Origin of the sequence: Cryobacterium sp. PH29-G1 (assembly GCF_030063365.1) — a bacterium.
Classification (GTDB): domain Bacteria; phylum Actinomycetota; class Actinomycetes; order Actinomycetales; family Microbacteriaceae; genus Cryobacterium.
Map to the genome: position 1 here is coordinate 29,587 of NZ_JASISY010000013.1, position 13,432 is coordinate 43,018.

Sequence of the window (13,432 nt, forward strand, 5' to 3'; positions counted from 1 at the left end):
TTACAGCAGCGCGCGACGTTCTTCGTTGACCGTCGGTTCGAACCAGGTACCCACGTGCTCGCCGCGCAGGGCAGCGGCTGCCAGCTCGGTCGAGGTGACCAGAACGGCTGTTCCTGCCTTGGTAGCCAGACGGGCGGCGACGACCTTGGTGCTCGCCCCGCCGGTTCCAACGCCGGTCGCTCCGGTCGCGCTGAATTCGAAGGTGTCCAGCGGGTCATCAGCAGAGATGAAATCGAGCTTCTCGGCCCCGGGAAGGTGCGGCGGCTTGGTGTAAAGCGCGTCGACGTCGCTGAGCATGATCAGCAGGTCGGCGTGGATGAGGGTTGCCACGAGCGCCGCCAGGCGGTCGTTGCTACCGAACCGCAAACCGTAGACGGCCACGGTGTCGTTCTCGTTGACGACGGGCAGGATGCGCAGGTCGAGCAGGCGTTCAAGCGCACGCCGCGTGTTGCTGCGGTGCGGTTCCTTGAGGGCGTCACCCTCGGTCAGGAGCACGGTGCCGGCGGCGATGCCGTAGCGATCCAAGCTCTCCTGGTAACGAAAGATCAGCACGTTCTGACCGACGGCGGCAGCCGCCTGCTGGGTGGCGACGTCGCTGGGACGTTCGTCGAGGTTGAGAAACGGCATCCCGGTCGCCACGGCGCCGGAAGAAATCAACACAACTTCGGTACCGCGGCCATAGGCCTCGGCGAGGGCGTCAACCAGGGGCGTGATCTGGTCGGAGTTCTCGCCACTGATCGAGGAGGACCCGACCTTTACGACGACCCGCTTCGCGCGCGCTACATTATCTCTGGCTAAACCACTCACTTCTTTACTTCTTCCGTTGTGTCATTATCAATATCGGCATCGGTTTGGTCTGCATCGGTTTCGGCCGCATCGGTTGCGGCGGCGTCGACTTCGAGCGCGTCGGTCGCGGCGGCGTCGGTTGCCGTTTTGTCCGCGGCGACGGCCCCATTTGCCATCAACTCGACATCCGCGAGGCGCACGTCTTCGTTGTATTCTTCTTCACCGGTTTGCCACATGCCGGCTTCGCGCTCACGAATGAGTTCGGCGCGGGCCGAGGACTTGGCGTCCATCCGACCGAAGTACTCTTCCCGGCGCTCATTGCTGGTGCGGCGCTTGGGCTCGTCAACGCGAGGGTCGGATCCGCGGGGAGCGGTGATGAGTTCGGCGGTCGAGGTGAGCGTGGGCTCCCAGTCGAAGACGACACCGTGGCCCGGGCCGATGATCACTGTCGAACCGGCAATGGCACCCGACTTGTACAGCTCGTTCTCGATACCGAGTTTGGCGAGCCGGTCGGCGAGGAAGCCGATGGCTTCGTCGTTGGTGAAGTCGGTCTGCTGAATCCAGCGTTCCGGCTTGGTACCGAGAATGCGGTAGATATTGCCGAACGTGCCACCCTCAACCTTGATGACGAAGCCACCCTCATCGACGGCCTTGGGCCGGATGATAATGCGCGGCTTCTTCGCTTCGGCTGCAGCAGCCTCGGCGCGTCCCTGTTCTACGACCTCAGCGAGGGCGTAGTTCAACTGCTTGAGCCCCTCGTGGGTCACGCTGGAAATCTCGAATACGCGGTAGCCGCGGGCTTCGAGGTCGGCCTTGACAAAAGCCGCGAGTTCGCGACCTTCCGGCACATCGATCTTGTTCAAGGCCACCAGCTGGGAACGCTGCAACAGCGGCTTCTGGCCATCGGGCACCGGGTAGGCGTCCAGTTCGCCGAGAATGACATCGAGGTCACTGATCGGGTCACGTCCGGGCTCGAGCGTGGCACAATCCAGCACGTGCAGCAGAGCGGTGCAGCGTTCAACGTGGCGGAGAAACTCGAGGCCAAGTCCCTTGCCCTCGCTTGCGCCCTCAATCAGCCCGGGAACGTCGGCAATGGTGTACCGCGACTCTCCCGACTCGACGACGCCAAGGTTGGGGTGCAGCGTCGTGAAGGGGTAATCCGCGATCTTGGGCCTGGCCGCGCTCATGGCAGCGATCAGGCTGGACTTGCCGGCCGAGGGATACCCGACCAGCGCGACGTCCGCGACGGTCTTCAGCTCAAGATAAACATCGCCTTCCCAGCCGAGCGTGCCGAGCAGAGCAAAGCCGGGAGCTTTGCGCTTGGTCGAGGCGAGAGCCGCGTTGCCGAGTCCACCCTGGCCGCCGGGCGCGACGATGAGGCGCAGCCCGGGTTCATTCATGTCGAGGAGCTGATTGCCCTCCACATCCTTGACGACGGTGCCGATCGGCACCATGAGCTCGCGCATATCACCGTTGTGCCCATTGCGGTGATCGCCCATTCCTGGGCCACCGTTGTCGGAGCTGCGGTGCGGTGAGCGGTGGTAGCCGAGCAGGGTCGTCGTGCTGGGATCAGCCACGAGAACCAGGTCGCCACCGCTGCCGCCGTTACCGCCGTCAGGGCCGGCGAGAGGCTTGAACTTCTCGCGCTTGACCGAAACGCATCCGTTTCCTCCATTGCCCGCTCGTAAATGCAGCGTCACGTGGTCAACGAATGTGGCCATGGAGTGCCCCTTTCAGGTGGCGCAAGAAGTGCTTCAAAACACGATGCTATGAAACGAAGTGCGGCGCAACGAAGTGCGGTGCACGATGTGCGGTAAAACAAAATGCGGTAGATCGAAGTCCGGTGCTCGACGGGCGCTTAGGCTGCCCGGTGCACGCCCAGCTTGTGACGCACAAACACGTCAGGGCGGACCGAAGCCCGCCCTGACGATGCGCTGAACCAGCTGTGCTGTGGAAACCTACTCGGCCGCCACCACGATGTTGATGACCTTGCGGCCACCCTTGGCACCGAACTGCACAGAGCCGGCTTCGAGGGCGAAGAGCGTGTCGTCGCCGCCACGGCCGACGTTGATGCCGGGGTGGAAGTGCGTGCCGCGCTGACGAACGATGATCTCGCCCGCGCCGACAACCTGACCGCCGAAGCGCTTCACGCCGAGGCGCTGAGCGTTCGAGTCGCGACCGTTGCGAGTGGAACTCGCACCTTTTTTGTGTGCCATCTGTCTATCTCCTCAGGCCTAGGCGATGCCGGTAACCTGAACGCGAGTGAGCTCCTGACGGTGCCCCTGACGCTTCTTGTACCCGGTCTTGTTCTTGAACTTCTGGATGACGATCTTCGGACCGCGAAGGTTGTTCAAAACCTCGGCGGTGACCTTGATCTTGGCCAGCGACATCGAGTCAGAGGTGATCTTGTCGCCGTCGACGAGAAGCACGGCGGCCAGCTCGACGTTTCCGTCCTTGTCAGCCTTGATTCGGTCCATCGTCACGATGGTACCGACCTCTACCTTCTCCTGCCGCCCTCCGGCGCGCACAACTGCGTAAACCACTTTACGTACCAATCTCTGGGGAGCCCCAAAGGCTCCGAATCTGAAAATTCACTGCTGTAAATTGACTGCGGTACACGGACCGGTTGGCCCAGCGCACTCAGAAAACCTCGGTATTTGCGTTGATTATTCCTAACGCACACCAAGGGTTGACTTTACCTGATCCGCTACCCGCGGTCAAACCAACGGCGCGGCGTGTCTGAACCAAATTGCGGCTCGTAGACTTGAATCATGGCAATACTTATCGACCAGCCTAGCTGGCCGGCGCACGGAACGGTGTGGGCACACCTGGTCAGCGACTCGAATCTTGACGAACTGCACGATTTTGCGGCCGCCGCCGGTATCCCACGACGCGGGTTTGATCTCGACCACTACGACGTCCCTGAGGCCCGCTACGCCGATTTGATCGCCGCCGGGGCCGTGCCGGTGAGCTTTCGCGAAATGATCGTGCGGCTGCGCTCCAGTGGACTGCGCGTGACGGCTCGGCAACGCCTCGGCCGCTAGGCCGCAGCCGGCAATCCGCAGCAGCGACACGGATTGGTGCCGCCGTATCGATGCACTGAGCTCGGTGTGGCTACTATCGCCACGTCGCGTCGATACCGAGCACGCTGCGACGCATCTGCCCGGTCTCCACGTTCACGAACAGGGTGGTCGCGTCCGTTGCCTGTGCATTCACCGGGTATCCGTCGGAAACCTCGGTGTCGCGGTTCGGCACGATCTGCACGGCCAAATACTGGTCGTTCGGCGAGAGCTCGAAACCCACTATGGTTTCGGTAGCGGATGCCGGCGCGTACACGGTGCGCGCCTCGCCTCCACGCACGAGCGAGAGGTGGTGCTGCACCGAGCCGGTCTCCGGGTCAAACTCGGCGATGCGTTGCACGTAGCCATCTCCCCCGGCGAGAAAACGCAGTTCCGAGGTGTACCGATTGGTGCCCTCCACGCTCTGCGGCGCAACGATCGACTCGGTACCGTTCGAGAGGTCGAGCACGTACTGCCCGTCGCGGTCGGAAACGGAAATACGCACGCCGTCGGGAGCGAACGAGGTGAGGTCGGCAAATTGTCCGATCGGAATCGGCGGAGCCGGTTCTGGCTCTGATTCGCGTGGGTCACCGTCCGACTGGTCAAGCGGATTGATCAGCAGCAGGGTCGAGTCATATTGCTGAGCGACGATCTCGGCCCGTCCCGCCATGAATCCCCAGGTTGTCACGCTGAGCGGGTCCCCCGTGAGGTCGACCATGGCCGAAGCCGCATTGGTGCGAAGATCAAGCACGAACAGCACGTTTTCGTAGCGCGGGCCGGGGGCATCCGCCGCGCTCGTGAAACGAAAACCGAGCAAAGATTGGCCGGGGGCAGCCTGCAGGTCGCGCACGAGGCCCACTCCCGGCAGGTTGAGTAGCGCGGCGCTGCCGTCGGCATTGACGCGGTAGAGCGCGTTGCTCGGGACGGCCTCGCTCAGGCCGGCACTGGTGGAGTCAGCACCGGCTTCGTCTGCAATCACCGTGACCACGGCGAGCTCGTTCCCGATCGGCACGAATTCTTGAATGCCGGGGGCCGAGAATGCGACCGCGGTGTCGTTCGCACCGGTCGTGGTGCGCAGGATCCGGTCTTCGGACCGGGTACCGGTTTCCGTGGACGCCGTCCCCCGGCTGAGGTAGTGCATCGACGGTTCGCTCGTGCTGAACTCGGCACTCAGCGTTGATTCTCGGTCGACGGCGGAGCCGGCAACGTTGCGCACCGAAACCCTGTAGTCGGTGTTGTAAGCGAGCGGCTGGTCAAAGGAAATCACGACGGAGTTCTCGCTCGTTGTGACCTGAAATGCAGCGTCCGGCTCGATGCTCACCTGCTCCGGGGCGACCAGCGCCAGCTGACGGTTCGTCGCGAGCACGAGGCGGGCGTTCGGGGATGACACCACGGCGGTCGTGTCGACGTCGACGGCGGTGAGCCGGGGTCCGCTGAGCAGGTTCACGGCGATCAGGGCGAGGCAGGCTACGACCAGACCGCCGATGAGAGTCCACAGCGCTCGGGTGAACGGTCGCAGCGAGCGGGTCGAGAGCGAATCAGTAGACATACGGATCATTCGGCTGGTCAACGGGCAGAATCTCCACCGGGGTGAGCGCGAGCGGATCGGTCGCTGCGGCGCTCACGCTGGGATCAAATCGCCCGGTCACCTGCACCCAGTCATCGATCTCGTACTCGGCCTGCCAGCCCGGAAGGTAGACCGGAACCCCGATCGGCTGGGCATCGACCGCGCAGCACGTCACCACGAACCGGGCGACGTAGAACACATTGTCGGGGTCCTGGGCATCGGGCGTTACGAACCCGGTAACCCGGGCGGTCTTGTCGGCGTAGAAAGCGGGGTCGGTGGATTGGGCGAGCAGGGACACCCACTCCCGCACGCTGAGCTCCTCGAAGTCTCCGGCGCCGATCAGTGCCGCCGTTTGGTCGGCGTCGGTGCCGAGTCCACCGGAATTGACCTCGCGCTGGGTAGCCGTCGCGCTGGTCAACGTGGTCGGTGGCACCACGACGATGGCGACGCCCATAACGAGAAGCAGCACGATTCCGGTACCGGTCAGGGTCGTTGCCAGTCGGCCCGCATCCTCCACTTCGAAGGAACGGCGGCGAACAAAACCGGCACTCACCAGCACCAGCCCAACGAGCGCCATGACGATCGTGAAGACGAAGTAACGCGGATGGATATACAGCCCGAGTTCATCGTTCAGCCCGAGCCAGAGCGTGACGACGACGACCACGAGACTGAGCATGATGCCCTGCCATCGCTCCGCCCAGTACCGCAGGCGGGCTGACCTCGGGCCTACTCGCCTAGGCGACATAGTTCACCAACAATCCGAGCGCCGCACTCATCAAGCCCACAACGACGGTGATCTGCACCAGGGTGCGGCTGGTGAAGGTTGTGCGCATGAGTGCCAGCATCTTGATGTCGATCAGGGCGCCGAAAACCAGGAAGGCCACAATACCTCCGGGCAGGAAGGTGCTGCCGAACGACAAGATGAAGAACGCATCGACGTTGGAGCAGACCGCCACGACGAAGGCCAAAGCCATCATGGCGAGCACCGACCAGACCGGGTTGCTACCGAGTGCGAGCAGCACCGACCGCGGTATGAATACCTGGGTGAGGGCGGCAACGCCCGAACCGATGAAGAGCGCCGGCATAATGACCGAGGTTTCGCGAATGAAGATCTCTGTGGTCTGGCTGAACCGACTGTCGCGGCCGTGCCCACCGTGCTCATGGCCGTGGCCGCTGCCCGAACCGACCTCGCAGGCGATGGCGAACCGGGTCGTCAGCAGGCTCTGCGGGTTGGGGTGCTGACTGAACAACCAACCGACCACGTTGGCAATGAGGAACCCGCCCAGTAACCGGGCCACCAGAATGTGGCCGTCCCATCCGAAGGCCTGGTGCGTGGTGATGATGGTGATGGGGTTCAGAATGGGCGCGGCGAGCAGAAATGTGATCGATTCGGAGACGGTGAATCCGCCGACCATGAATCCGCGGGCCAGCGGCACGTTGCCGCACTCGCATACCGGAAAAAACATGCCGAGCAGTGAGATGGACGCTCGCCGCAGAATCGGGTTCTTCGGCAGATGCCGGGCGAGCACACCGTGCGGCAACCACACCTGCACGACGGCAGAGAGGAGAATGCCCAGAAAAACGAAGGGTACCGACTCGATAATGACGCTGATCGCCAGCGTGAGGGTGTCCTGCACCCGATCGGGCAGTTGCCAGCCGCTGAGTTGTTCTTCCAGGTAAGGCGGCGCCAGTGCCCGAAGGACGAACACGGCGAGTACCACCAGCACCCCCGCGGTGAGGCCGAAAGGCCATCGCCGCGGGAGCGGGGGGTGCACGTTGATTGCGGTACCGTCTGACGCGGTTCTCGGCCAGGCCTACTCGCCGAGCGGCGGCTGACTCGGTGCCGACGCCGATGTCGACGTACCGGTCGCGGTCAAGATGGCCTGACCGGTGGAACCACCGGCGGTCGTCACGCGCCGGCTGCGCGCGCGTCCCTGGCCGGGCTGTTTTGGTTCCGGAAGGGAATCGAGCACCGAATCCAGCAGATCATCGGTCACCTGCTTGCTCGGACGCCGTGCGGTGCGCGTCGACTTCTTCACCGGGAGATCCAGAATGTCGACGGATCCGCTGCGGGACTCTGTACTGGACTCCAAGGCGATCGGCTCTGATACCGGCTTCGCGACCGGCTCGGCGACCTCAGTACGGGCCGGGGCGCTGGCTGTGGCTGACGCTTGTTCGGCCTGTTTGGCTTGTTCGGCCTGTTCCAGGCTGGCCTGACGTGCGCGGGCCTGCTCCGAGCGCGACTGCTGCCCGCGGCCGCCCTGGCCGCGTGAACGCGACTGGCGGCCACGTGAACGCTCGGCACCGGCCGGTGCCGTCTGAACGCTGCCGGCCTGCTCTGCGCTCCCCTGATCCGTGCCAGCCTGTTCTGTGTTGGCAGGCTCGGTGCTGGCCTGATCCGTGCTGGCCTGATACGTGCTGGCCTGATCCGTGCTGGCGTGCTCGGTGTTGATTCGCCCGGTGCTGGCCTGCTCCGTGCGGGCCGGCCCGGCGACCGGCGTGGTCGACGTGGCGTCAACATCCGCTGCCGGAGAATTCGGCGCCGGAACAATCGCGATGGAACCGGTGCGCGTAATGGTGCGCGCCGCAATCAGCGCGAGAGCCTGCTTCGCGTCCTCCGTGATGCCGTGGGTACCCTGCCCGCCCTTGGGCGCATCCGACCCGGCGGTGCTGGCGCCGTCTCGCTGACCCGAGGTATCGCGGCCGTTGCCCGAACCGTTGGTGCCTGAACCGTTATTGCCTGAACCGTTATTGCCGGCGCCGTTCGTCCCACCGTTGGTGGTGGCGGTGCTGCCGTTCTTCGCGCGCGGGCGGCGTTCCTGCGGCGGCTGCGCCGTCTGACGGTGCTTCACGACCGGGTCGTGGTGCACGATGATGCCACGGCCGGCGCAGGCCTCACAGTTTTCGCTGAACGATTCCAGCAGGCCCAGGCCGAGCTTCTTACGCGTCATCTGCACGAGGCCGAGCGAGGTCACCTCAGCCACCTGGTGCTTGGTGCGGTCACGGCTGAGGCACTCGATCAGACGCCGCGACACGAGGTCGCGGTTGGACTCGAGCACCATGTCAATGAAGTCGACGACAATGATGCCGCCGATGTCACGCAGGCGCAGCTGACGCACGATCTCTTCGGCCGCTTCAAGGTTGTTCTTGGTGACGGTCTCTTCGAGGTTTCCGCCGCTACCGACGAACTTGCCCGTATTGACGTCAACGACGGTCATGGCCTCGGTGCGGTCGATCACGAGCGATCCACCAGACGGCAGCCAAACCTTACGGTCGAGGGCCTTTTCGATCTGCTCCGAGATGCGGAACTCGTCGAAGGCATCCACCTCGCCCTCATAGGTTTCAACACGCTCGAGCAGGTCGGGCGCAACCTGGCTGAGGTAGTTCTCAATCGTGGAACGCACATCGGGACCGGCCACCACCATGCGTTGGAAGTCCTCGTTGAAGACGTCTCGCACGATCTTGACGAGCAGGTCCGGCTCGCTGTGGAGCTCGGCAGGAGCCTGGGCAGACTCGACCTGCTCGGCGATGCTGGCCCACTGCAGCCGCAGCCGATCGACATCAACGGTGAGCTGCTCGTCGGTGGCACCCTCGGCGGCGGTGCGCACGATGACGCCCACGTTGTCGGGCAGCACCTCCTTCAGGATCTTCTTCAGGCGGGCACGCTCGGTGTCGGGGAGCTTGCGGCTGATGCCGTTCATCGAACCGTTCGGCACGTAAACGAGATAGCGGCCCGGCAGCGACACCTGGCTGGTCAGCCGGGCGCCCTTGTGACCGATCGGATCCTTGGTCACCTGAACGAGCACCTTGTCGCCCGGCTTGAGCGCGAGCTCGATGCGGCGGGCCTGGTTGTTGCTGCCGCTGTTTTCGGCAGCGGCATCCCAATCGACTTCACCGGAGTACAGCACCGCGTTGCGTCCGCGGCCGATGTCGACGAAAGCGGCTTCCATGCTCGGGAGAACGTTCTGCACTCGACCGAGGTACACATTGCCGATGAGTGAGGCATCCTGGTTCTTCGCGACGTAGTGCTCGACCAGCACGCCGTCTTCGAGCACGCCGATCTGGATCTTGTTGTGCTTGGCGCGCACCACCATGAGGCGGTCGACCGACTCCCGGCGGGCGAGAAACTCCGCCTCCGAAATGACGGGGCGGCGGCGACCGGCGTCGCGGCCGTCGCGGCGGCGCTGCTTCTTTGCTTCGAGGCGCGTCGACCCCTTGATGCGCTGAGGTTCCGTGATGAGTTCGGGTTCGCGCGGCGCACGCACCTTGACGACAGTGTTGGCGGGGTCGTCCGTGCCGGAACGGTTCTCGTCTCCGGTACGACGACGGGCTCGGCGGCGAACCGTCGTCGTCTCCTCTTCCTCGTCGTCATCAAGCGGGTGCTGCTGCGAGGAACGGATGCCGGTACGCGCGGGCATCGGCAGAATCTCCGGCGCCTGGAACAGGAGCGAGAACGAGGGGCGCACCGGGGGCGTGGCCTGGTCGCCGGTCTTGTCAGCTTCGGGGTTTTCAGGCGTTACGTCGCTCATCTGCTGCGCTCCCGTGACGTTGTTGTACTCGGCAATGATCACTCTGTCGGGTGTCGGCTCAGCGTCGTGGGCCGGCACAGCGGATGCTTCGATGGCCGCCGGCACCTCGATGGCTGCTGCGGGGCTCGACCGTGTGACCGGCGTCTTCCGGGCTGATTTGCGAGTGCCGAACAGGCCCTTGCGCTTCTTGTTTTCGTTGTCTTCCACCATCACTGGTGCGCTCCTTGACCGCTGTGGGCGACCGCGCCACCCACCGGTTACTCTCTCGTGCAAGAATTTCACCTTCGTGAAAACCTCGCGAATGTTTTACTGCGGCAACCGGCTTTGACCCCATATTGGTGCTCGAGGACTGTGCTCTGGTTGCTAAAACTTCGGGTCGTGGGACCCTTATGTCGGGCGACTGTTGCCCGTTAAGCTTCTTTGGCGTCTGCTTGAGCGCGGCTCAACGACTACCAAGATTATCGCATGTAATCGCACAAAGCCACGCCGCCCGCGTGGCATAATCGCAAGCGTGCCACAGACAGAGCGTTCTCAGCGTCCAACCGGCCTCGCCATATTCCTCGTAATCGCCGGGATCATTGCTTTTGCAGCGGCATTCGCGCTCACGCTCGACAAGATCCACCTGCTGGAGGATCCACACGCGCAACTCAGTTGCAGTTTCAGTGTCCTCATCGGTTGTGCCACGAACCTCGCCTCCCCACAGGGCGCCATTCTCGGCTTTCCGAACCCGCTGATCGGGCTCGCCGCCTGGAGTGTCGTCATCACGATCGGCATGGCTATCCTGGCTGGCGCCAAATTCGCACGCTGGTTCTGGGTGGGCCTCAACCTCGGCATGCTCGCCGCAATCGTGTTCGTGATCTGGCTCATCGGACAGAGCATCTTCGTGCTCGATGTGCTCTGCCCGTGGTGCATGGTGACCTGGGCGGTAACCATCCCGGCCTTTTTGGCCGTAACCCTCTACAACTTCAAGGTGGGGAACCTGCCCGGCGGGGCATCCGTTCGCCGCGTGGCGCAGTCGCTGTATTCCTGGTTGTTTGTGATCACCATCGTGTGCTACATCGTTTTTTTTATCGTGGCTCAGGTCAACATGGATGTGTTGAACCGCCTCTAGCCCGGCCCCGAATACAGAAATGGCCCCGCCTCACACTGAGACGGGGCCATTCAGATGCCTGTGGGTCAGTTGAACCAGAGGGCCAGCTCGCGCGCTGCGGATTCGGGGGAATCCGAGCCGTGCACGAGGTTCTGCTGAACCTTGGAGCCCCAGTCGCGGCCGAGGTCGCCGCGGATGGTTCCGGGTGCCGCGGTCGAGGGATCGGTGGTTCCGGCGAGGGCACGGAAACCCTCGATGACCCGGTTTCCGGCAACGCGGAAGGCGACGATCGGGCCGCTTTCCATGAATTCGACGAGGGGCTCGTAAAACGGCTTGCCCTCGTGCTCGGCGTAGTGCGCCGCGAGCAGCGTGCGGTCCGGCTCGACGAGCTTCAGATCAACGAGCGAGTATCCTTTGGCCTCGATGCGGCGCAGAATCTCACCGGTCAGGTTGCGGGCCACGCCGTCGGGCTTGACCAAAACGAGGGTTTCTTCAATCGGGGTGTTCATTTAATCTCCTTGTACTGATCTCGATGCGTGTGATCTATTTTCGAGCCGACAATCATGCTGTAGGTCCACATGGCGGCAAACAGTGCGCCAACGAAAAACATGGCGGGGGTGACAAACCCGGTGGCAATTATGACCGCCTGCAGCAGCCAACCGATGAAGTAGGACCAGCGAAAGCGGAGCAGCGCGATCAGGGCGACCATGCTCAGGCAGAGCAGCACACCACCGATCACCACGGCCAGCGGCGAGACCGGTCCGGGCTCGGTCGCCACGGACACGAGTCCCAGGGTGACGACCGCGCCGAGGAACACGACAATGGTCTCAAACCCGAGCAGAATGGTGGCGAGGCTGCGTTTCACCGAACGTGGGCCCGACGAACGTCGGGATCGGCCCGGGCCGGCCCCGACCGGGTTGACACCCTCAGCATTCACGCCCTCAGTCGCACCGGTCATTTCTCCATCCATTCGCCGGCGGCGGCGAGGGTGATCGCTTCACCGACGAGCACGATCGACCCCGTGACGAGCACGGCCCGCTTCGGCGCCTGCGCGGCCCACTCCCGGGCGCCGTCGAGCGCCGCGGCAAGGTCGTCGAAGCGGAAGGTGACCTGGTCGCTGGTCCACTCGGCGATATTGTCGGCGAGGTCATCCATGCGCACGGCCCGATCCGAGTGCGGCTCCGTGACGTAGAACCGGTCGACCTGGGGAGCCAGCGCGGCGACGATGCCCCGCGCGTCTTTATCGGCGAGGATTCCGACCACCACGGCGATCTCATCGAAGTCGAAGTAGGCCTCGAGCGCGGCAGCAAGGGCCGTGGCACCGTGCGGATTGTGCGCGGCGTCGACGAGCACGGTCGGTTCGATGCCGACCAGTTGCAGGCGACCGGGAGAAGTCGCGCTGCCGAGGCCTTCGGCCAGCAGATCGCCAACCAACGCCTGGCTGCCGGCACCGAGGAATGACTCGACGGCGGCAATGGCGACGGCCGCGTTTTGTGCCTGGTGGGTGCCGTAGAGCGGCAGGAACAGCTCGTTGTAGGTGCCGGCGAGACCGCGCACCGAAATAACCTGACCGCCGACGGCGACGGTGCTCGAGATCAGTGCGAAGCCCTCGTTCTCGCGCGCGAGTGTGGACTCACTCAGCTCCGCGGCACGAACCAGTTCGGCCTGCACCTCGTCGCTCTGGGCTGCGGAGACGACGGATGCCGCCGGCTTGATGATGCCGCTTTTGGTGCGTGCGATCTCGGCAACGGTGTTACCGAGCCGCAGCGTGTGATCGAGGGCGATCGGCGTGAACACGGCTACCTGCCCATCGGCGACGTTGGTAGAGTCCCACTCGCCGCCCATGCCGACCTCGACCACTGCGACGTCCACCGGCGCATCAGCGAAGCAGGCGAAGGCGAGCACCGTGAGCGCTTCAAAGAAGGTCAGCGGCACCTCGCCGGCCGCTTCCAGTTCGGCGTCGACGAGCTGCAGGTAGGGCTGGATATCCGCCCAGTTGGCGGCGAGAATCTGGTCGCTGATCGGTTCACCGTCAATGACGATGCGTTCGTTCAGTCGCACCAGGTGCGGGCTAGTCAGCAGCCCGGTGCGCAAACCATAGGCACGCACGATGCTCTCAACCATGCGGCTCGTGCTGGTTTTGCCGTTGGTGCCGGCCACATGAATGATCGGATACGAGTTCTGCGGGTCACCGAGAAAGTCCAGGGCGCGTCGGGTCGGCGCCAGACGCGGTTGCGGCTGCGCCTCCCCCACGCGCTGGAGCAGCTCGGCGAAGACGGCATCGCCGGCCTCGCGGAAGGCATCCAGCGGGGCCGGCTGGTTCATCGGCTCCTCGTCGTCGCCGCGGCCGGTGATGTTCTTCCACTCGGCGCTGTCGTCGGCGGGGGTGATTGCGTCGTTG

Annotated in this window: 13 protein-coding genes; 2 read left to right on the top strand and 11 right to left on the bottom strand. The window is 64.1% G+C overall.

Annotated features, from left to right (window positions below; translation table 11 throughout):
• The 4 genes from proB to rplU form a co-directional block, all read right to left on the bottom strand.
• Positions 1–807 carry a glutamate 5-kinase gene (gene proB / locus QMK22_RS14330; protein ID WP_283498329.1) on the bottom strand — a complete coding sequence of 269 codons (807 nt, stop codon included), beginning with the start codon at positions 805–807 and terminating at the stop codon, positions 1–3.
• Positions 804–2,507 (bottom strand): GTPase ObgE, encoded by a 1,704-nt coding sequence (gene obgE, locus QMK22_RS14335; RefSeq protein WP_283498330.1) that lies wholly within the window; start codon positions 2,505–2,507, stop codon positions 804–806. The genes proB and obgE overlap by 4 nt, the downstream gene beginning before the upstream one ends.
• A gap of 237 nt (positions 2,508–2,744) precedes the next feature.
• The gene (gene rpmA / locus QMK22_RS14340) at positions 2,745–3,002 is read right to left on the bottom strand and encodes a 50S ribosomal protein L27 (RefSeq protein ID WP_283498331.1); all 258 of its coding nucleotides are present in this window, start codon (positions 3,000–3,002) and stop codon (positions 2,745–2,747) included.
• Positions 3,003–3,020: 18 nt separating this feature from the next.
• Positions 3,021–3,329 carry a 50S ribosomal protein L21 gene (gene rplU, locus QMK22_RS14345; protein WP_283498332.1) on the bottom strand — a complete coding sequence of 103 codons (309 nt, stop codon included), beginning with the start codon at positions 3,327–3,329 and terminating at the stop codon, positions 3,021–3,023.
• Between the two features lie 228 nt (positions 3,330–3,557).
• Here rplU and QMK22_RS14350 point away from each other — a divergent pair, with 228 nt between their 5' ends.
• Positions 3,558–3,830, top strand: a complete 273-nt coding sequence (locus QMK22_RS14350) for a DUF4031 domain-containing protein (RefSeq protein ID WP_283498333.1) — start codon at positions 3,558–3,560, stop codon at positions 3,828–3,830.
• A gap of 73 nt (positions 3,831–3,903) precedes the next feature.
• Here QMK22_RS14350 and QMK22_RS14355 read toward each other — a convergent pair whose 3' ends face one another.
• From QMK22_RS14355 to QMK22_RS14370, 4 genes are read right to left on the bottom strand one after another with little or no spacing between them, the layout of a single operon-like run.
• Complete coding sequence (locus QMK22_RS14355; protein ID WP_283498334.1) at positions 3,904–5,394, bottom strand: hypothetical protein; 1,491 nt, start codon at positions 5,392–5,394, stop codon at positions 3,904–3,906.
• Positions 5,384–6,088, bottom strand: a complete 705-nt coding sequence (locus tag QMK22_RS14360) for a TIGR03943 family putative permease subunit (RefSeq protein ID WP_283498335.1) — start codon at positions 6,086–6,088, stop codon at positions 5,384–5,386. Before QMK22_RS14360 ends, QMK22_RS14355 begins: the two co-directional genes overlap by 11 nt.
• A 58-nt stretch (positions 6,089–6,146) precedes the next feature.
• Positions 6,147–7,187: a permease gene (locus tag QMK22_RS14365; RefSeq protein WP_283498336.1), complete on the bottom strand. Its 1,041-nt coding sequence runs from the start codon at positions 7,185–7,187 to the stop codon at positions 6,147–6,149.
• A 39-nt stretch (positions 7,188–7,226) separates the two neighbouring features.
• Positions 7,227–10,151 carry a ribonuclease E/G gene (locus QMK22_RS14370; RefSeq protein ID WP_283498386.1) on the bottom strand — a complete coding sequence of 975 codons (2,925 nt, stop codon included), beginning with the start codon at positions 10,149–10,151 and terminating at the stop codon, positions 7,227–7,229.
• Between the two features lie 301 nt (positions 10,152–10,452).
• Between QMK22_RS14370 and QMK22_RS14375 the strand changes: the two genes are divergently transcribed.
• The gene (locus tag QMK22_RS14375; protein WP_283498337.1) at positions 10,453–11,052 is read left to right on the top strand and encodes a vitamin K epoxide reductase family protein; all 600 of its coding nucleotides are present in this window, start codon (positions 10,453–10,455) and stop codon (positions 11,050–11,052) included.
• A 65-nt stretch (positions 11,053–11,117) separates the two neighbouring features.
• Here the strand turns inward: QMK22_RS14375 and ndk are convergent, their stop codons facing one another.
• From ndk to QMK22_RS14390, 3 genes are read right to left on the bottom strand one after another with little or no spacing between them, the layout of a single operon-like run.
• Positions 11,118–11,540, bottom strand: coding sequence for a nucleoside-diphosphate kinase (ndk, locus tag QMK22_RS14380; RefSeq protein ID WP_283498338.1), 423 nt, complete (start codon positions 11,538–11,540; stop codon positions 11,118–11,120).
• Positions 11,537–11,989: a DUF4233 domain-containing protein gene (locus tag QMK22_RS14385; protein ID WP_283498339.1), complete on the bottom strand. Its 453-nt coding sequence runs from the start codon at positions 11,987–11,989 to the stop codon at positions 11,537–11,539. Before QMK22_RS14385 ends, ndk begins: the two co-directional genes overlap by 4 nt.
• Positions 11,986–13,356, bottom strand: coding sequence for a bifunctional folylpolyglutamate synthase/dihydrofolate synthase (locus tag QMK22_RS14390; RefSeq protein ID WP_283498387.1), 1,371 nt, complete (start codon positions 13,354–13,356; stop codon positions 11,986–11,988). Before QMK22_RS14390 ends, QMK22_RS14385 begins: the two co-directional genes overlap by 4 nt.
• Positions 13,357–13,432: the final 76 nt, after the last annotated feature.

Coding starts and splice junctions, on each gene's coding strand:
- obgE (WP_283498330.1), bottom strand. CDS start 2,507: ATGGCCACATTCGTTGACCACGTGACGCTGCATTTACGAGCGGGCAAT.
- rpmA (WP_283498331.1), bottom strand. CDS start 3,002: ATGGCACACAAAAAAGGTGCGAGTTCCACTCGCAACGGTCGCGACTCG.
- QMK22_RS14350 (WP_283498333.1), top strand. CDS start 3,558: ATGGCAATACTTATCGACCAGCCTAGCTGGCCGGCGCACGGAACGGTG.
- QMK22_RS14355 (WP_283498334.1), bottom strand. CDS start 5,394: ATGTCTACTGATTCGCTCTCGACCCGCTCGCTGCGACCGTTCACCCGA.
- QMK22_RS14360 (WP_283498335.1), bottom strand. CDS start 6,088: ATGCTCAGTCTCGTGGTCGTCGTCGTCACGCTCTGGCTCGGGCTGAAC.
- QMK22_RS14370 (WP_283498386.1), bottom strand. CDS start 10,151: ATGGTGGAAGACAACGAAAACAAGAAGCGCAAGGGCCTGTTCGGCACT.
- ndk (WP_283498338.1), bottom strand. CDS start 11,540: ATGAACACCCCGATTGAAGAAACCCTCGTTTTGGTCAAGCCCGACGGC.
- QMK22_RS14385 (WP_283498339.1), bottom strand. CDS start 11,989: ATGACCGGTGCGACTGAGGGCGTGAATGCTGAGGGTGTCAACCCGGTC.
- QMK22_RS14390 (WP_283498387.1), bottom strand. CDS start 13,356: ATGAACCAGCCGGCCCCGCTGGATGCCTTCCGCGAGGCCGGCGATGCC.